This is a genomic window from Telluria sp. ZT3P25 (assembly GCF_059685895.1).
Map to the genome: position 1 here is coordinate 1,131,949 of NZ_JCASIJ010000001.1, position 17,159 is coordinate 1,149,107.

The window sequence follows — 17,159 nt, forward strand, 5'->3', positions numbered from 1 at the left end:
CAAGAAGTGAGTGCCACGGGCAGCGATTCGCCGCGTCGGCACTGCGAGGGACCCTTATGACCAGCCGATTCTTCAATCTCTATTCGCACCATTTTGCACGCGTTGCGGTCGCCATCCCGCGCATCCGTGTGGCCGACCCGGCCTACAACGTCGAACAGACGATCAAACTGGCGCAGCAGGCAGCAAGCGAAGGCGCGGCACTGGTCGCGTTTCCTGAACTGGGCCTGTCCGCCTACACCTGCGACGACCTGTTCCACCAGCGCGCGCTGCTCGACGCCTGCTTGGGCGGCTTGCGCACCGTTCTCGATGCCTCGCGCAGCCTGCCGCTGGCCATCGTCATCGGCATGCCGCTGCGGGTCAACCACATGCTGTTCAACTGCGCCGTCGCCATCGCCGATGGGCGCGTGCTGGGCGTGGTGCCGAAAAGTTATTTGCCTAATTATGGCGAGTTTTACGAATCCCGGCAGTTCACGCCCGCCGATTGCGCGCCGGTCGATCAGATCGACCTGTTTGGCGAGACCGTGCCGTTCGGCGTGAACCTGCTGTTCGAGGTCGCCAACCTGCCGCTGCTGCGCTTTCACCTCGAGATCTGCGAAGACGTCTGGGTGCCGGTGCCACCATCGTCGTTCGCGGCACTGGCCGGCGCCACGGTGCTGGTCAACCTGTCGGCATCGAACGTCGTCGTCGGCAAGAGCGGCTACCGCCATCAGCTGGTCGCCCAGCAATCGGCGCGCTGCATGGCCGCTTACCTGTACACGTCGGCCGGGCGGGGCGAATCGACCACCGACATGGCGTGGGATGGCCAGTCGCTGATCTACGAAAAAGGCGAGCTGCTGGCCGAATCCGAACGCTTTTCCGACGAGTCGCACATCATCTTCGCCGACGTCGACCTTGAGCGCCTGTCGACCGAGCGCATGAAAGCCACCACGTTCGCGCAGACTGCGCAGCGCCACGCGGCCGAAGTCGCGGCGTTTCGCATCGTGCGCTTCGACCTCGCGCTGCCCGTGGAGCACACCTTGCCGCTGGCGCGCGTCGTCGAGCGCTTCCCATACGTGCCGGCCGACCGCGCCCTGCGCGACGAGCGCTGCACCGAGGTCTACAACATCCAGGTGCAGGCACTGATCCAGCGCCTGGCCTCGAGCGGCATCCAGAAGGTGGTCATCGGTGTCTCGGGCGGCCTGGACTCGACCCATGCGCTGCTCGTCTGTGCCAAGGTGATGGACCGCCTGAAGCTGCCGCGCACGAACATCCTGGCCTACACGATGCCGGGCTTTGCCACCAGCGAGCGCACGCTCAAACAGGCGCGCGACCTGATGACGGCCGTGGGCTGCAGCGCGCAGGAAATCGATATCCGCCCCAGCTGCATTCAGATGCTCAAGGATCTGGGCCACCCGTACAGCGAAGGCATGCCGGATTACGACATCACGTTCGAGAACGTGCAGGCGGGCGAGCGCACCAACCACCTGTTCCGGCTTGCGAACTTCCACAACGGGATCGTGATCGGCACGGGCGATTTGTCCGAGCTGGCGCTGGGCTGGTGCACCTACGGCGTGGGCGACCATATGTCGCACTACAACGTCAACGCCAGCGTGCCCAAGACGCTGATCTCGTACCTGGTGCGCTGGGTGGCCGAGACGGGCACCGTGGTTGCCGAAGGCCAGTCGCAAGTGCTGATCGACATTCTCGATACCGAGATCAGCCCGGAGCTGGTACCCGGCGGCGCAGTCAGTCACGGCGCCGATGCCAAGCCCGCGCAAAGCACGCAGGAGCGCATCGGGCCCTACGAGCTGCAAGACTTCAACCTGTTTTACACGTTGCGCTACGGCTTCAAGCCGAGCAAGGTCGCGTTCATGGCGTATTCGGCCTGGCACGACAACGCGACAGGCCGCTGGCCGGACGAGACCGGCACGCGCAACCAATACGACCTGGACGCCATCAAGCGCAACCTGTCGATCTTTTTATTCCGATTCTTCAAGACCAGCCAGTTCAAGCGCTCGTGCGTGCCGAACGGACCGAAGGTCGGCAACGGCGGCTCCCTCTCGCCACGCGGCGACTGGCGCGCACCGTCCGACTCCGAAGCCACCGTCTGGCTCGACGACCTGGCGACCATCCCCGACTCATCGAAAGGACTACCACCATGAAACAGATTACCTGCGTGATCAAACCGTTCAAGCTCGACGAAGTGCGCGAAGCGCTGGCCGAAGTGAACGTCACCGGCCTGACCGTCACTGAAGTGAAGGGTTTCGGCCGTCAGAAGGGGCATACCGAGCTGTACCGCGGCGCCGAGTACGTCGTGGACTTCCTGCCGAAAGTGAAGATCGAAGTCGTGGTGGACGATCCGATGGCCGACAGCGTCGTCGACGCCATCATCAAGGCGGCGCGCACCGGCAAGATCGGTGACGGCAAGATCTTCGTGCAGAACATCGAGCAGGTCATCCGGATCCGTACCGGCGAGACCGGCCCCGACGCCGTCTAAGCCGGCCTGCTCGACCCCGGGGGCGGTGCATCGCTACCGCCCCATCCGCATATCGAACTTCCACGTCAGCAGCCGCAGGCCACTGATGAACAGGCAGCTCGACCACAGCGCAAAATCGTCCGGCACGCCGTACTTGCCCATGAGCAGGAAGAGCCAGTTGCCGATGAAGGCGCAGATCGCATACGGTTTGCCGTCCCGGAACACCATCGGCACTTCGTTACAGACGATATCGCGCAGCACACCCCCGAAAATCCCGGTAATCACGCCCATCATCGAGGCGATGAAGATCGGCATGTCCGCGGCCAGCGCGGCCGATACGCCGGCGATCGAAAACAGGCCCAGGCCGACGGCATCGGCAATCACGATCAGGCGTTCCGAGACGATCTGACGCAGCGTGCGGATGAGGGGAGAGGCAACCAGTGCCAGCACGAAGATCGCAATGGCGTATTCCTGGTGCGTCACCCAGAACAGGGGGCGCTTGTCGAGCAGGATGTCGCGCAGCGTGCCGCCGCCGAATGCCGTGATGAACGCGACGGTGAAGACGCCCACCAGGTCCATGCGCTTGCGCCGCGCTTCGATGAAGCCGGAAAACGCGCCGACCAGGATCGCCATGATTTCGATGAACTTGATGAGCGTCATGCAACAGGAGGCTGGGAATGGTGTTGTGAGATTACCACGTGCTCGGCGCTTGCATAAGAGAATTATGTGCGGGTGGCACGGATCAAGTGCTGTTGCTTGCGCACCGGAAGGAAACCGGAAGGTGGGCGTGGCCTGGGTTGCTTACAGTGACGATGCCCCGAGCGGCGCGAACGCCGGGCAATCCCGCAGGCCAACCAGATCAAGGAGCACATGATGGCGAATACGTTCGAGTCCGTAAGAGTGGTCACGCTGACCGCCGGCAACCAGGGCATGCCCGGCGCCCCGATCCTGACGATGGCGCTGCTGATCGACGGGGCCGATGGCACCGTGCAGGGCAAGGGCGAGATCACCCAGGCGCTGGCGCCACCATACGGCGAGCTGCCGGTGTCGAACATCACCGGCCAGATACGCGCGATGGGATTCGGCCCGGCGACGCGCTCGCTGGCGCTCAAGGGCACCATCTTCACGCCGCTCAAACCGCCGGCGATCGGCACCCTGGAGATTCCGTTCAGCGCTTTCTTTGTGACCGACAACGACTGGGTAGGCCGCGGCTACTTCAACTACCCGCCAAACGACGTGACCGATGTGCCGATCACGCCGGGCCTTACCCTGCGAGCAGCGGCAGACGCAGCGTAAAGATGACCCGCCCATCCGCATACCGGTAGGCCAGCTCGCCCTGGTGCTCGCGCACGATCTGCTGCGCGATATACAGGCCCAGGCCCATGCCGGTGCGGTTGCGCGGGTTGTTCATCGACGCACGCTTGAACGGGTTGAACAGCGTGGCCACCGTTTCGGGTGGAATCGCCTGACCGGCGTTGGCGACTTCGACCGATGCGTCGCGCTCGTTGGCGCGCAGGCACACGGTTACCGGCGTGCCTGGCTCGCCGTGATGGCGTGCATTGCTCATCAGGTTGGATAACACCTGACCGAGGCGGCCGCTGTCGGCCTTGACGGTGGCGTCGTCGTCGCAGATCAGGTCGAGCGGGATCGACGGGTACGCCATGCGCGCCTCGTCCATCAGGTCGATCAGCAATTCCTTCAGGTCGACGGGCACGAGCGACACGCCCAGACCCATGCCGCTGTCGATGCGGCTCATGTCCAGCACCTGGCTGATCATGCGCTGCATGCGGTTGGTCGATGACTGGATGCGCTTGCCCAGCGTCGGCTGGCCGTTGCCGCCACCGTTGCCGGTGCGTTCCAGCACCATGCCGGCCATATTGATCGAGTGCAGCGGATCGCGCAGGTCGTGCCCGAGCATCGCCAGCAACTGCGCGCGGGTTGCTTCGGTCTGGGAGCGGTGCGAGTTCATCGCGCGCACCAGCTCGGCCAGCGTCAAACGGGCATTGCCCAGCACGGTCGGTTCCCACGGATGCGCACAGCCGCGCACCGTTTCATGCCAGGCGTCGAACGAGCCGCGTGGCGTCAGGCGTTCGCCCAGCGGGCCGAAGATGGCAATCTTTTCGGGACGACCGCCCCAGGCCACGGTTTCGATCTGTTCGACGCGCAGCAGCACGCACCAGCCCTGGCCCATCGGATCGAAGGGCAGGGCCAGCATGCCGACCCACTTCCCCAATTGCTCCTGGAGCGCCTCCGGCCATTCGCGCTTGGCTTCGCGCACCAGCAAGTCGTGCTGGTTGTCGGGCAGCGACGCAATGACGGCCTTGGCCAGTTCGGGTGCCAGCTCGCCATACACGACCACCTTGCCATGCTGGGCAACGATCATCGCCTGGGCGCCGGCAGCCGCCATCAGTGATTTGCTGTGCTCGCCCAACGCGTCGATCGGGTCGTCGTCGAGCAGCAGCGATTCGACGATGCTCGTGCGCACGCGGGCCGACTGCTCGGCCAGCGTGGCGTCGGCGCGCGCTTCGATGCTGAGGATGGTCGAGGCCATTACCTGCGCCAGCACGTCGGCCGCCAGGCGTACCGCGTACGGCACCAGCTTCTTCGACATGTGATGGCAGGCGATCAGGCCCCACAGGCGGCCATTGATGACGATCGACACGCTCATCGACGCCATCACGTGCATGTTTTTCAGGTATTCGATATGGACCGGCGAGACACTGCGCAGCACCGCGAAGCTCATGTCCAGCGGCAGGGCGCCCGGTGCGCCGCACAGTGGCACGGCTTTGTAGTCCATGTCGCCGATCATGCGCAGCGTATTGAGCGTGTACAGGCGGCGCGCCTGGGCCGGGATGTCGCCGGCCGGATAGCGCTGGCCGATGTACGGCACCAGGTCGTCGCGCCGGCTTTCGGCCACCACGTCGCCGCTGTCGTCAGCGCGGAAGCGGTACGCCATCACGCGGTCGAAGCCGGTGAAATCGCGCACCTGGGTCACGGCGACGCTGAGCAGGCCTTCGATGGTTTTCTGGCGGCGCAGTCGGTCGATCGAGCTGTGCGCCTTGACGGCGAACTGCGATACTTCTTCAGTCGAGGCTTCGCGTAGTTCGAATTCGGCAGTGACGCGCCCATGGGCGGCGTGCACGACACAATCATATTCGGCCGCGCCGATGGACAGGCCGGCCACGATCGGACCGGCATCGTCGTCGTGCAGCGCATCGATGCAGTCGGAGATGGCGTCGAAGGCGGCCACCGGCAGCGCCAGGTCTCCAAGGGCCAGGCCCAGCTGCGGAACGACACCCAGCATGCCGGGCGCGTTTTCGCTCCAGCCGGCCAGACGTGCATCTTCGGTAAAGAACAGGATTGCGCCATGGGGCTGGATCGAGCCCGGGATATGGATCGGCTCTGCGGCGCAGGACGACAAATCGACCCGTTGCCCATGCTCCATGATGACCGCTTGCATTGCCTTCAAATCACACCACCCCTAGTCGAATAACCGGGAAAAGACCGGCCGAAAAGAATTCTACAATCAACCTGCAAAAGGCGTCGGCACTGCAAACACGAACATTGCAATTGTTACACAGCCATGTTGCATTACCCATACAGACGGGCATTATTCCAGCAGCGCAGCGCGCAACAGCGCGATCAGCGCGCCATGGCCGCCATCGGAACGGCCGGCCGCGCAAAAGGCAATTACTTCGTTCTTTTGCACCAGCCAGCTGTGTACGATCCCGCGCAGCACGGGCGCGCCACCCGGGGAGCCGTAGCCGATTCCGTGGATGATGCGCACGCAGCGGACGCCGCGCCGGTTAGCACGGTGCAAAAAGTCGGTGAGGGCGTCGCGCGCAGCGTCGCGGTTCAGGCCATGCAGGTCGAGTTCGTCCTGGATCGGCCAGTGGCGTTTGCGCAATTTACGCACGACGTCCGGGCCGACGCCATCGCGCGAATAACTGAGGGCCGGATCTTCATCGAGCATGCCTTCGACGTCGAATTCGTCCGACAGCGATTCACGCAGGACGGCCTCGGTCTCTTCAGCGGCAGAGAGCACTGGCCCCTTGCGCAGGTCGCGGTTCGGGGCGACGTACACCGGGCGGTGCACGTAGCGGTCGGATTCGGGCAGCTTGCGCACGCCCCGCATCGAGCTGCGAAATTCCACGGCCCGTTCGCGCGCCAGGCGTTCGCGCTGTTCACGCTCGGCCTGTTCGATGGCGCGCACGCGCTCGGTTTCCTTGAGCTGGTCGCGCAAGCCCTTGAGCTCGGCGAAGTCTTTCATGAGCGCCATCGAATGCGGTCCCTGGTGAGGATTTACTGTGGGTCGTCTTCCAGCGCTTCGAGATAGCGCTGTGCGTCGAGCGCGGCCATGCAGCCGGTACCCGAGCTGGTGATCGCCTGGCGATAGATGTGATCCTGCACGTCGCCCGCAGCGAACACGCCCGGCACGCTGGTGGCGGTCGCCATGCCTTCGAGGCCCGACTTGGTCACCAGGTAGCCGCCGCTGTGCATCTCGAGCTGGCCTTCGAAGATGCCGGTATTCGGCTTGTGGCCGATGGCGACGAACAGGCCGTGCACGGTCAGGTCCTTCGATTCGCCCGTCTGGGTCGACTTCAGGCGCAGGCCTGTCACGCCGCTGTTGTCACCCAGGACTTCGTCGAGCGTCTGGTTGTATTCCAGCACGATCTTGCCTTCGGAAACCTTGTGCATCAGGCGGTCGACCAGGATCGGCTCGGCGCGGAACTTGTCGCGGCGGTGGATCAGCGTGACTTTAGAGGCGATGCCGGCCAGGTACAGCGCTTCTTCAACGGCGGTGTTGCCGCCGCCGATGACCGCGACTTCCTGGTTGCGGTAGAAGAAACCGTCGCAGGTGGCGCAGGCCGACACGCCCTTGCCCATGAACGCCTGCTCCGATGGCAGGCCCAGGTACTGGGCCGACGCGCCGGTCGCGATGATCAGGGCGTCGCAGGTGAACGTGAAGCTGTCACCGACCAGGCGGATCGGCTTTTCGTTCAGGTAGGTGGTGTGGATCTGGTCGAACACGATCTCGGTATTGAAGCGCTCGGCGTGCTGCAGCAGGCGCTGCATCAGTTCCGGGCCCTGCACGCCCATCGGGTCGCCTGGCCAGTTCTCGACATCGGTGGTGGTCATCAGCTGGCCGCCTTGCTCGACACCCGTCACCAGCATCGGCTTGAGGTTGGCGCGCGCGGCGTACACGGCAGCGCTGTAGCCGGCAGGACCGGAACCGAGGATGAGGACTTTGGCGTGTTTAGTTGTAGTCATGGCGGCGCTTCAATGATTGTTAATAGACACACGGCAATTGGGGGCGGCTTGAGAAGAATCAAGGCCCACGCGGGCGCCGGTCGGGGTGTGCGAAAGAGGGCAGATTATAGACGATGCGGCGCGCGGGCATGAATCGTGGGGCCGGCGCGAGCGTATATCGCTTAGAATGTCCGGATAGCCGATTCGTACTTACCACGTAGTTACCTAGTAGTGCCTGCAATGAGCAAGAATAGTCCAGCCGCCACCTCCGGATATACCCGCACCAAGCAAACGGCCCGCGCGCCGCTGCCAGGCCGCCTGTCGCGCCTGCTGTCCGAAGCGCGCTGGATCGCCGGCGCCGTCGCGTTCCTTTATTTCGTCCTGATCCTTCTCAGTTACAGCAAGGGTGATCCCGGCTGGTCGCATGCCAATTCGGTGCCGCGCATCGATAACCTGGGCGGGCGCGCCGGGGCCTGGCTGTCCGACCTGCTGCTGTTCATCTTCGGCTTTTCGGCCTGGTGGTGGAGCGTCATCTTCCTGCGCCAGGTGTGGCGCGGCTGGCAGCGCCTGACCGACAAGCTCGGCACCGCGGCGGCGGCCGAACCCGTGCACCATGGTGAAATCTATGTCCGCTGGATCGGCTTTGCGCTGATGTTCGCCGGCAGCGTCGGGCTGGAATACCTGCGCATGTGGTCGTGGGACGTTGAACTGCCGCGCGCGCCGGGCGGCGTGCTGGGGCAACTGATCGGGCACGCAAGCCAGGTCACGTTCGGCGCCACCGGCGCAACCTTGCTGCTGTTGCTGCTGTTCGGTCTGGGCTTCTCGCTGTTCTTCCAGGTCTCGTGGCTGGCCGTGGCCGAGCGGATCGGCGGCGTGTTCGACGACGCGTTCGACTGGTTCCGTCTGCGCATGGAAGACATCGAAGACCGCAAGCAGGGCGAAGTGGCGGCTGTCAAGCGCGACGAGGTCGTCGACCATGGCCGCGCCAGGTTCACTGAAAAGCATTCGAACGAGCCGATTCCGGTCGTCAAGGCCGAGCCATCGCTCGACATGGCGCCGGCGCCGGCACCTGTTTCCATGGCCAAGTCGACGGCAGCGTCGGCGCCTGGTGTCGCACCGGGCGTCGTTCCAAGTGCCGCGCCAACTGCGCAGCCCGCGCTGCAGCCGATCAAGATCGAGCCGCAGATGGTCAGCGTGCCCAAGTCCGAGCGCGCCGAAAAAGAACGCCAGACGCCGTTGTTCTCCGATCACCGGGGCGATACCGGTCTGCCGCCACTGGCGCTGCTCGATGAAGCGCCGCCCGTGACCGAAACGGTCAGCGTCGAGACGCTTGAGTTCACCAGCCGCCTCATCGAAAAGAAACTGTCCGACTTCGGCGTCGATGCCAAGGTCGTGGCTGCCTACCCGGGCCCGGTCGTCACGCGCTACGAGATCGAGCCGGCCACCGGCGTGAAGGGCAGCCAGATCGTCAACCTGGCGCGCGACCTGGCGCGTTCGCTGTCGCTGACCTCGATCCGCGTCGTGGAAACCATCCCCGGCAAGAATTACATGGCGCTCGAGCTGCCAAACCCGAAACGCCAGATCGTGCGCCTGTCCGAAATCGTCGGCTCCAAGGTGTATGGCGACAGTGCGTCGAGCCTGACCGTGGCGCTGGGCAAGGACATCGCCGGCAAGCCGGTGGTGGCCGACCTGGCCAAGATGCCGCACCTGCTGGTGGCGGGTACGACGGGTTCGGGCAAGTCGGTCGGCATCAACGCCACCATCCTGTCGCTGCTCTACAAGTCCGACCCGGCCGACGTGCGCCTGATCCTGATCGACCCGAAGATGCTGGAAATGTCGGTGTACGAAGGCATTCCGCACCTGCTCGCGCCGGTCGTGACCGACATGCGCCAGGCGGGCCATGCGCTGAACTGGGCGGTCAACGAGATGGAGCGCCGCTACAAGCTGATGAGCAAGCTCGGCGTGAGGAATCTCGCCGGCTACAACAACAAGATCCTCGAGGCGACCAAGCGCGAAGAGCACATCCCGAATCCGTTCTCGATCATGCCGGACAACCCGGAGCCGCTCGAGAAGCTGCCGACCATCGTCATCATCATCGACGAGCTGGCCGACCTGATGATGGTCGTCGGTAAAAAGGTCGAAGAGCTGATCGCCCGTATCGCCCAGAAGGCGCGCGCGGCCGGCATCCACCTGATCCTGGCGACGCAGCGTCCATCGGTCGACGTCATCACCGGCCTGATCAAGGCGAACATCCCGACCCGTATTGCGTTCCAGGTGTCCTCAAAAATCGACTCGCGCACGATTCTCGACCAGATGGGCGCCGAGGCGCTGCTGGGCATGGGTGACATGCTCTACATGCCGCCAGGTACGGGCCTGCCGGTGCGTGTGCACGGGGCCTTCGTGTCCGACGAGGAAGTGCATCGAGTTGTAAAACATCTGCAATCGCTTGGCGAGCCGAACTATATTGAAGGCATCCTCGAAGGGGGCACGCTGGAAGAAGGCGGCGCCGCTGACGGGGCTGCGCCAGGCGAAGGTGGCGGCGAAGCCGATGCGCTGTACGACCAGGCGGTGCAGGTGGTGCTCAAAAACCGCCGCGCATCGATCTCGCTGGTCCAGCGTCACCTGCGCATCGGCTACAACCGCGCCGCGCGCCTGCTGGAACAGATGGAAAACAGCGGCGTCGTCTCGCCGATGCAGTCGAACGGCAACCGCGACATCCTGGTGCCGGCGGCCAGCGCGGAATAAGCGCCGCGCCGGCCATGTGCCTGCGCTGCTTGGCTGGCTGGCCGTGAACCGACGACGCAAGTAGGGTGGACGCGGCCGGCGAGACGGCTCTGCCGTCCACGCGTTCAACCTGCCCGAGCAGGCCCCAACAACAAGAAAAGGCCCCACGCATGCAAGCAACCAAATTCACGATCGCCGCACTGTTCGCCACGAGCGTCTTTGCCGTTTCAAACACGGCGCACGCCGCTGCACTCGACCAGTTCAAATCCTTCGTCGCCAGCACCAAGTCGGCCAAGGGCGAATTTACCCAGCAACAGCTGGGCAAATCCAAAAGCGGCAAGGCCAGCCCCGCATCGAGCGGCAGCTTCGTCTTTGCCCGCCCCGGCAAATTTATCTGGACCTACCAGAAGCCGTACGAGCAAGTCCTGCAAGCCGATGGTGACCAGCTGTATATCTACGACAAGGACCTGAACCAGGTCACCGTGCGCAAACTCGGTAACGCGCTGGGTTCATCCCCGGCCGCGATCCTGTTTGGCCGCAACAAGCTGGAAGAAAACTTCACGCTCAGCGAAGCCGGCGAGCGCGACGGCATGGAATGGCTCAACGCCGTCCCGAAAGCCAGGGACACGTCGTTCGAGCAGATCAGCATCGGCCTGAAGGGCGGCGTGCCGCTGGCGATGGAATTGAAGGACACGTTCGGCCAGACTTCGCGCCTGACGTTCGCCAACTTCCAGCGCAACCCGGCCCTGGGTGCGCAGCAATTCAAGTTCGAGACGCCCAAGGGCGCCGACGTCGTCAACCAGTAAGCCGTACGGAGAGCGCCGTGGATGACCTGTTCAAAACCGAACCGGCGGCGCCGCTGGCCGAAGCCCTGCGCCCGCGCACCATCGACGAGGTCGTTGGGCAGAGCCACCTGCTGGGCCCCGGCAAGCCGCTGAACCTGGTCTTCAAGTCGGGCAAGCCCCATTCGATGATCCTGTGGGGCCCGCCGGGCGTGGGCAAGACCACGCTGGCGCGCCTGACCGCGTATGCGTTCGACTGCGAATTCATCGCGCTGTCGGCGGTGCTGTCGGGCGTGAAGGATATCCGTGCGTCGATCGACCAGGCCGAGCAGTATCTGGCGCGCGGCAAGCACACGATCCTGTTCATCGACGAAATCCACCGCTTCAACAAATCGCAGCAGGATGCCTTGCTGCCGTTCGTCGAAAGCGGGTTGGTCACGTTGATCGGCGCGACGACCGAGAACCCGTCGTTCGAGGTCAACTCGGCGCTGCTGTCACGGTCGCAGGTGTATACGCTCAAGGCACTGACCGATGACGAGCTGCGCCAGTTGCTGGCGCGCGCGAAAGAATCTGTACTGCAGCACCTCGAATTCGACGACGTCGCCGTCGACACGTTGATCGGCTACGCCGACGGCGACGCGCGCCGCTTCCTGAATTTGCTCGAGCAAACGAAGACGTCGAGCGAGACGGCCGGCATCACGCACATCACGGCCGACTTTGTCGAGAATGCGCTGACGCTGAACGTGCGCCGCTTCGACAAGGGTGGCGACAATTTCTATGACCAGATCTCGGCGCTGCACAAGTCGGTACGCGGTTCGCACCCAGATGCGGCGCTGTACTGGCTGTGCCGGATGCTCGATGGCGGGGCCGACGCCAAATACCTGTCGCGCCGCATCGTGCGCATGGCCTGGGAAGACATCGGCATTGCCGATCCGCGTGCGATCCAGCTGGCCAACGACGCGGCGGCCACCTACGAGCGGCTCGGTTCGCCCGAAGGCGAGCTGGCGCTGGGCCAGGCGGTGATTTATCTGGCGATTGCAGCCAAGAGCAATGCCGGCTATAACGCCTTCAATGCGGCGATGGCGTTCGTGCGCAAGGACAAGTCACGCGAAGTGCCGGTTCATTTGCGCAATGCGCCGACCAAGCTCATGAAAGAACTGGGCTACGGTCACGATTACCGGTATGCGCACGATGAGCCCAACGCATATGCGGCCGGCGAGACCTATCTGCCATACGACATGCCAGAGCCGGGCTGGTACCAGCCGGTACCGCGCGGGATCGAGACCAAGATCGCCGAAAAGATGGCGTGGCTGCGCGGGCTGGACGACGAAGCGCGCCGCTAGCGACCCTCGGCGGCCTTCACCAGCAGGCCGGATAACTCATCGAAATACGCCAGCGCGGCTGGCGTGAGATCGACCTGCTTGCGCCGCGTGTCTTCGGTGTCGGCGAGCGTCAGCCAGCCTTTCTTGCGCATCGCCGTGACCCGCGCATGGATGGTGGCGGGCGCGCCCAGATGTTCCTGCGCCATCAGGTCGCGCACGGAGAGGCGCTGCTGGGCCTGCGCTGCGCGGGCGACAACGGTCAGCACACGCTCCTCGCGTGCGTCCAGCGGACCCAGCGTGGGCAACGTGCGCAAGGCATCGACCAGATGCAGGAAGCGCAGGTAGATATCAGCCGGTCGCGTCAGTGGTTTTTCGTGACTCATCGAGTGTCCGTGCCCCCGTCGGGGATGTTGTTGCGTTGGTGCTACGCCCGTAAATTGTTGCACCTCAGATAACATCGAGATACCATCCGATTGTTTATAATCCCGCGTCTGTCCAGTGTATGGACATTGTAACCAAAGCCTCCCGGTCATGCGTCACTTGCAGCTTGAATTCACGATGGTCGCGGGTACCGCGATCCTGTTCCTGACAACGATCCTGCTGAACGAAGTCTTGTTTACGCACCTCGAGTTTGCGCCCGGCATCAATATGATCTATCTGCCCGCCGGGGTGCGCCTGCTGAGCGTTCTGCTGTTTGCCGAAGCCGGCGCCATCGGCCTGCTGCTGGCGTCCTGGGGTATCTGCTTCTTCTACATGTTTCCGGATGATCCGCTGCGCTCGTTCATCGGCGGCATCCTGTCGGCGCTGGCCCCGTATCTTGCCTACCGCGCATTGCTGGCGTCGGGCATTGGCGCCTCGCTGCGCGGCATGAGCGGCCAGCGATTGTTCTGCTTTGCGCTGCTGTTTTCCGTCATGAGTCCGGCCATGCACCACGTCTGGTTCGCGCTGACGGGCGGGCAGGATCTGTGGCATGGCTTCGTCGTCATGTTCATCGGTGACCTGGCCGGCACGCTCATCGTGCTGTACGGCGCCAGGCTCGCACTGAACGTGTTCTCACCCGGGCCCATGGCACGCCGCCGCTGATTGACGGGTGGTGACGCGGGCGGTGATGCGGTCGGTCGGACATTGGCGCATTCTGCGCTGCGGATCGTGCGCTTCGTCGCATGTCGATGGCGGTGCAGGGGCGTGGTGACTACAGTACCACCATACCGCAGCAAGTTTGCGGACCCTGAAACCACCACCGAGGAGCCATCATGAACATCCGTAAAAACTTCGAAGCCCTGTTCCTGGCCGTTGTTGCACTGGGCCTGGTTGGCAGCTACGTCACCGCCAGCGAACGTCCGATCACGATCGCTGCATCGACCGCACCAGCACTCGACATGGCCAGCATCCAGACCGTCGTCGTGAGTGCGCCGCGCCTGGCCGCCACGCTGTAACTCGCCGCCGACCGGTGGGCAGGCGAGGGCCCGGCAGCGTCACTGCCAAATCTCGCAAGGAATGCCAGTCGGCTTGGTACAATTGTGGTTTCGATACACACAGCCTGGTCCAACCCGACATGATTGACATCCAACTTCTCCGCAAAGACATCGACACCGCTGCCGCCCGCCTGGCGACCCGCAAGTACCAGCTCGATGTGTCCGCCTTCAGTGCACTGGAGGCCGAACGCAAGGCCATCCAGACGCGCACCGAAGAACTGCAGGGCAAGCGCAATGCGCTGTCTAAGCAGATCGGCATGCTCAAGGGCAAAGGCGAAGACACGACGGCCGTGATGGCGGAAGTGGCGGGCCTGGCCGACGAGCTCAAGGCCAATGAAGCGGCGCTGGCGAAGGTGCAGGAGAGCATGGCCCAGTTCATGGCGGCCGTGCCGAATCTGCCGCACGACAGCGCCCCGCAGGGCCTGGACGAAAGCGGTAACGTCGAAGTGCGCAAAGTGGGCGACGTGCCGGCATTCGACTTCGCCGTGCGCGACCACGTCGACATCGGCGAGCGCCTGGGCCTGGACTTCGAAACCGCCACCAAGATCACCGGCTCGCGCTTCTCGATGATGAAGGGCGGCATGGCGCGCCTGCACCGCGCGCTGGCGCAGTTCATGCTCGACACGCACACCGAACGCCACGGCTACACCGAGTGCTACACCCCGTACATGGTCAACGCCGATTCGCTGCGCGGCACCGGCCAGTTGCCGAAATTCGAAGCCGACCTGTTTTCGGTGAAAAAGGGCGGCGTCGAAGGCGAGGGCGAGACCTTTTACCTGATCCCGACTTCCGAAGTGTCGCTGACCAACGTCGTGCGCGACGAGATCCTGGCGCTGGATGCGCTGCCGCTGAAGATGACGGCGCACACGCCATGCTTCCGCTCCGAAGCGGGCAGCTATGGCCGCGACACGCGCGGCATGATCCGCCAGCACCAGTTCGACAAAGTCGAGCTGGTCCAGGTGGTGCATCCGGAGCAGTCATACGCCGTGCTCGACGAGATGGTCGGCCATGCCGAATTCATCCTGACCTCGCTCGGCCTGCCATACCGCGTGATGCTGCTGTGCACGGGCGACATGGGCTTCTCGGCCGCCAAAACCTTTGATATCGAAGTCTGGCTGCCGGCGCAGAACACCTACCGCGAGATTTCGTCGCTGTCGAACTGCGAAGCCTTCCAGGCGCGCCGCATGCAGGCCCGTTTCCGCAATGCCCAGAACAAGCCCGAGCTTGTGCACACGCTCAATGGCTCGGGTCTGGCCGTGGGCCGCACGCTGGTGGCGGTGCTCGAGAATTACCAGCAGGCCGACGGCAGCGTGCTCGTTCCCGAAGTGCTGCGCCCGTACATGGGTGGCCTGGAACGCTTGACGCCAGCAGATTGAAACGGGTGAGGGAAGGAGAAATAAGTCACCGCGCATTTTCTCCCTTCCATTTCTCGATCAATCCGCTATAATGGCGGTCTCTTGCAGCTCACAGCAAGAATCGACCGAATCAGGAGAGGTGGCAGAGTGGTCGAATGTACCTGACTCGAAATCAGGCGTACGCGCGAGCGTACCGTGGGTTCGAATCCCACCCTCTCCGCCAAGTAGCATGGAACAAGCCACCGCAAGGTGGCTTTTTTCATTCCCGAACGCTGCCAGGACCGCCGCATGCCATTTCGAATTCCTTCCCGATTTCTGCCGGACCGAATGACCCTGATGCTGCTGGCCGTCGTGGCTGCCGCCAGCGTCTTCCCGGCGCAGGGCGACGTCGCTGCCGTGCTGAAGGTCGTCACGATGGTGATGATCGGCGTGCTGTTCTTTTTGCACGGTGCCAAGCTGTCGCGCGCCGCGATCATCGCAGGTGCGACCCACTGGCGTCTGCACCTGCTGGTGCTGCTGTGCACGTTCGCGCTGTTCCCCGTGCTGGCGCTGCTATTCAAGCCCGGCATCCTGCTGCTGCTCACGCCCGAGCTGTATCTCGGCATCCTGTTCCTGTGCCTGCTTCCCTCGACCGTGCAGTCGTCGATCGCGTTCACGGCTGCGGCGCGCGGCAATGTGCCGGCAGCAGTCTGCAGCGCCTCGGTATCGAGCCTGCTCGGTATCGTCCTCACGCCATTACTGGTGAATGTGGCGATGCCGGCCTCGTCCGGCGCGGGCGCATCGCTCGATTCGGTCCTGATGATCGTCTACCAGCTGTTGCTGCCATTCGTTGCGGGCCAGATTGCGCGGCGCTGGATCGGTGGCTGGGTCGATCGCCACAAGAGCCTGGTCAGGGGCGTCGACCAGGGTTCGATCCTGCTGGTGGTGTTTTCCGCGTTCAGCGCAGCGGTGGTGGAAGGGTTGTGGTCACGCGTGCCGCCTGCGATGCTGGCCAACCTGGTCGTGGTCTGCATCCTCCTGCTGGCGGTCGTCATGCTGGTGGTAACGTGGCTGGCGCGCCGCTTCGGCTTTTCGAAAGCCGACGAAATCACCATCGTCTTTTGCGGGTCCAAGAAAAGCCTGGCCACCGGCATCCCGCTGGCCCACGTGCTGATTCCCGCCGCAAGCATCAGCATGGTGGTGCTGCCGCTGATGCTGTTCCATCAGATCCAGCTGATCGTCTGCGCGGTGATTGCGGGCCGCTACGCGCGGCGGCCGGTAGAGCCTGCGGAACCCGTCTAGCCTGGCGCCAGGCGCATCTGCCAGTAGCCGACGTCGAGCCACATCCCGAGCTTGAAGCCCACTTCTGAAAAGTGCGCGACCTTGGCGAAGCCCAGGCGTTCGTGCAGCCGGACACTGCGCGCGTTCGGCTGCGCGATGCCGGCAATGACCGTGTGCAGCCCGCGCGTGCGCAACTCGTCCAGCAAGCTGGCATACAGGCGCATGCCATGGCCCTGGCCGGCCAGCTCGACGTCGAGATAGATCGTGCTCTCGACCGCGTGGCGATAGGCGTGCCGGGCGCGCCACTTGGTGGCATAGGCGTAGCCGATGATGGCGTCGCCGTCCGTCAGCACCAGCCAGGGCAGGCCGCCGTCGATCACGTCCGCAATGCGCGCGGCCATGTCGGCGGCGGTGACCGGCGCTTCCTCGAACGAGATGGTTGTGCCGTCGACGTAGTGGTTGTAGATCGCGCAGATGCGGGCGGCGTCGAGCGGACATGCGGTGCGGATAGCGGTCATTGTCGTCTACAAGGCCAT

At 64.0% G+C, this 17,159-nt stretch carries 16 protein-coding genes and 1 tRNA gene; 11 read left to right on the top strand and 6 right to left on the bottom strand.

Going from position 1 to position 17,159, the window contains the following annotated elements; translation table 11 throughout:
- Positions 1-56: 56 nt before the first annotated feature.
- Together AC56LY_RS05035 and AC56LY_RS05040 are read left to right on the top strand one after the other, a co-directional pair.
- Entirely contained in the window at positions 57-2,141 is a 2,085-nt protein-coding gene (locus AC56LY_RS05035; RefSeq protein WP_499577089.1) for an NAD(+) synthase, read from the top strand.
- Entirely contained in the window at positions 2,138-2,476 is a 339-nt protein-coding gene (locus AC56LY_RS05040) for a P-II family nitrogen regulator (RefSeq protein ID WP_183550870.1), read from the top strand. Before AC56LY_RS05035 ends, AC56LY_RS05040 begins: the two co-directional genes overlap by 4 nt.
- Positions 2,477-2,509: 33 nt before the next feature.
- Here AC56LY_RS05040 and AC56LY_RS05045 read toward each other — a convergent pair whose 3' ends face one another.
- A complete protein-coding gene (locus tag AC56LY_RS05045; RefSeq protein WP_183550873.1) occupies positions 2,510-3,115 on the bottom strand; it encodes a trimeric intracellular cation channel family protein in 606 nt (201 codons plus the stop codon).
- Positions 3,116-3,325: 210 nt separating this feature from the next.
- Between AC56LY_RS05045 and AC56LY_RS05050 the strand changes: the two genes are divergently transcribed.
- On the top strand, positions 3,326-3,751 hold the full coding sequence (locus tag AC56LY_RS05050) for a DUF1842 domain-containing protein (RefSeq protein ID WP_499577091.1): 426 nt from the start codon (positions 3,326-3,328) through the stop codon (positions 3,749-3,751).
- Here AC56LY_RS05050 and AC56LY_RS05055 read toward each other — a convergent pair.
- The 3 genes from AC56LY_RS05055 to trxB form a co-directional block, all read right to left on the bottom strand.
- Positions 3,720-5,915 (bottom strand): ATP-binding protein, encoded by a 2,196-nt coding sequence (locus AC56LY_RS05055; RefSeq protein WP_499577093.1) that lies wholly within the window; start codon positions 5,913-5,915, stop codon positions 3,720-3,722. The genes AC56LY_RS05050 and AC56LY_RS05055 overlap by 32 nt on opposite strands.
- Positions 5,916-6,065: 150 nt before the next feature.
- On the bottom strand, positions 6,066-6,734 hold the full coding sequence (locus AC56LY_RS05060; protein WP_499577095.1) for a Smr/MutS family protein: 669 nt from the start codon (positions 6,732-6,734) through the stop codon (positions 6,066-6,068).
- A gap of 23 nt (positions 6,735-6,757) precedes the next feature.
- A complete protein-coding gene (gene trxB / locus AC56LY_RS05065) occupies positions 6,758-7,726 on the bottom strand; it encodes a thioredoxin-disulfide reductase (RefSeq protein ID WP_482898254.1) in 969 nt (322 codons plus the stop codon).
- A 219-nt stretch (positions 7,727-7,945) separates the two neighbouring features.
- Here trxB and AC56LY_RS05070 point away from each other — a divergent pair, with 219 nt between their 5' ends.
- The 3 genes from AC56LY_RS05070 to AC56LY_RS05080 all read left to right on the top strand — a co-directional run bounded on the left by AC56LY_RS05070 (position 7,946) and on the right by AC56LY_RS05080 (position 12,554).
- Positions 7,946-10,450 carry a DNA translocase FtsK gene (locus AC56LY_RS05070; protein WP_499577097.1) on the top strand — a complete coding sequence of 835 codons (2,505 nt, stop codon included), beginning with the start codon at positions 7,946-7,948 and terminating at the stop codon, positions 10,448-10,450.
- Between the two features lie 149 nt (positions 10,451-10,599).
- Positions 10,600-11,235: an outer membrane lipoprotein chaperone LolA gene (lolA, locus tag AC56LY_RS05075; protein ID WP_499577098.1), complete on the top strand. Its 636-nt coding sequence runs from the start codon at positions 10,600-10,602 to the stop codon at positions 11,233-11,235.
- A gap of 17 nt (positions 11,236-11,252) precedes the next feature.
- Complete coding sequence (locus tag AC56LY_RS05080) at positions 11,253-12,554, top strand: replication-associated recombination protein A (RefSeq protein WP_343027767.1); 1,302 nt, start codon at positions 11,253-11,255, stop codon at positions 12,552-12,554.
- Here the strand turns inward: AC56LY_RS05080 and AC56LY_RS05085 are convergent.
- Complete coding sequence (locus tag AC56LY_RS05085; protein ID WP_499577099.1) at positions 12,551-12,916, bottom strand: winged helix-turn-helix domain-containing protein; 366 nt, start codon at positions 12,914-12,916, stop codon at positions 12,551-12,553. The genes AC56LY_RS05080 and AC56LY_RS05085 overlap by 4 nt on opposite strands.
- Positions 12,917-13,064: 148 nt before the next feature.
- Here AC56LY_RS05085 and AC56LY_RS05090 point away from each other — a divergent pair, with 148 nt between their 5' ends.
- The 5 genes from AC56LY_RS05090 (at position 13,065) to AC56LY_RS05110 (ending at position 16,644) form a co-directional block, all read left to right on the top strand.
- Entirely contained in the window at positions 13,065-13,616 is a 552-nt protein-coding gene (locus AC56LY_RS05090; RefSeq protein WP_343027766.1) for a hypothetical protein, read from the top strand.
- Positions 13,617-13,786: 170 nt separating this feature from the next.
- A complete protein-coding gene (locus tag AC56LY_RS05095; protein WP_183550899.1) occupies positions 13,787-13,969 on the top strand; it encodes a hypothetical protein in 183 nt (60 codons plus the stop codon).
- A gap of 119 nt (positions 13,970-14,088) precedes the next feature.
- Positions 14,089-15,384, top strand: coding sequence for a serine--tRNA ligase (serS, locus tag AC56LY_RS05100; RefSeq protein ID WP_499577101.1), 1,296 nt, complete (start codon positions 14,089-14,091; stop codon positions 15,382-15,384).
- A gap of 112 nt (positions 15,385-15,496) precedes the next feature.
- Positions 15,497-15,586, top strand: a tRNA-Ser gene (locus tag AC56LY_RS05105).
- Positions 15,587-15,690: 104 nt separating this feature from the next.
- On the top strand, positions 15,691-16,644 hold the full coding sequence (locus tag AC56LY_RS05110) for a bile acid:sodium symporter family protein (protein ID WP_499577103.1): 954 nt from the start codon (positions 15,691-15,693) through the stop codon (positions 16,642-16,644).
- On the opposite strand, the gene AC56LY_RS05115 is transcribed toward AC56LY_RS05110, so the two are convergent.
- Positions 16,641-17,141, bottom strand: coding sequence for an arsinothricin resistance N-acetyltransferase ArsN1 family B (locus AC56LY_RS05115; RefSeq protein ID WP_499577104.1), 501 nt, complete (start codon positions 17,139-17,141; stop codon positions 16,641-16,643). The two genes, AC56LY_RS05110 and AC56LY_RS05115, sit on opposite strands and share 4 nt — an antisense overlap.
- Positions 17,142-17,159: the final 18 nt, after the last annotated feature.

Excerpts from the sequence above, each read along its gene's own strand:
- AC56LY_RS05090 (WP_343027766.1), top strand. The coding sequence starts at position 13,065 with ATGCGTCACTTGCAGCTTGAATTCACGATGGTCGCGGGTACCGCGATC.
- trxB (WP_482898254.1), bottom strand. The coding sequence starts at position 7,726 with ATGACTACAACTAAACACGCCAAAGTCCTCATCCTCGGTTCCGGTCCT.
- AC56LY_RS05115 (WP_499577104.1), bottom strand. The coding sequence starts at position 17,141 with ATGACCGCTATCCGCACCGCATGTCCGCTCGACGCCGCCCGCATCTGC.
- AC56LY_RS05070 (WP_499577097.1), top strand. The coding sequence starts at position 7,946 with ATGAGCAAGAATAGTCCAGCCGCCACCTCCGGATATACCCGCACCAAG.
- AC56LY_RS05110 (WP_499577103.1), top strand. The coding sequence starts at position 15,691 with ATGACCCTGATGCTGCTGGCCGTCGTGGCTGCCGCCAGCGTCTTCCCG.
- lolA (WP_499577098.1), top strand. The coding sequence starts at position 10,600 with ATGCAAGCAACCAAATTCACGATCGCCGCACTGTTCGCCACGAGCGTC.
- AC56LY_RS05095 (WP_183550899.1), top strand. The coding sequence starts at position 13,787 with ATGAACATCCGTAAAAACTTCGAAGCCCTGTTCCTGGCCGTTGTTGCA.
- AC56LY_RS05085 (WP_499577099.1), bottom strand. The coding sequence starts at position 12,916 with ATGAGTCACGAAAAACCACTGACGCGACCGGCTGATATCTACCTGCGC.
- serS (WP_499577101.1), top strand. The coding sequence starts at position 14,089 with ATGATTGACATCCAACTTCTCCGCAAAGACATCGACACCGCTGCCGCC.
- AC56LY_RS05035 (WP_499577089.1), top strand. The coding sequence starts at position 57 with ATGACCAGCCGATTCTTCAATCTCTATTCGCACCATTTTGCACGCGTT.
- AC56LY_RS05040 (WP_183550870.1), top strand. The coding sequence starts at position 2,138 with ATGAAACAGATTACCTGCGTGATCAAACCGTTCAAGCTCGACGAAGTG.
- AC56LY_RS05055 (WP_499577093.1), bottom strand. The coding sequence starts at position 5,915 with ATGCAAGCGGTCATCATGGAGCATGGGCAACGGGTCGATTTGTCGTCC.
- AC56LY_RS05050 (WP_499577091.1), top strand. The coding sequence starts at position 3,326 with ATGATGGCGAATACGTTCGAGTCCGTAAGAGTGGTCACGCTGACCGCC.
- AC56LY_RS05045 (WP_183550873.1), bottom strand. The coding sequence starts at position 3,115 with ATGACGCTCATCAAGTTCATCGAAATCATGGCGATCCTGGTCGGCGCG.
- AC56LY_RS05060 (WP_499577095.1), bottom strand. The coding sequence starts at position 6,734 with ATGGCGCTCATGAAAGACTTCGCCGAGCTCAAGGGCTTGCGCGACCAG.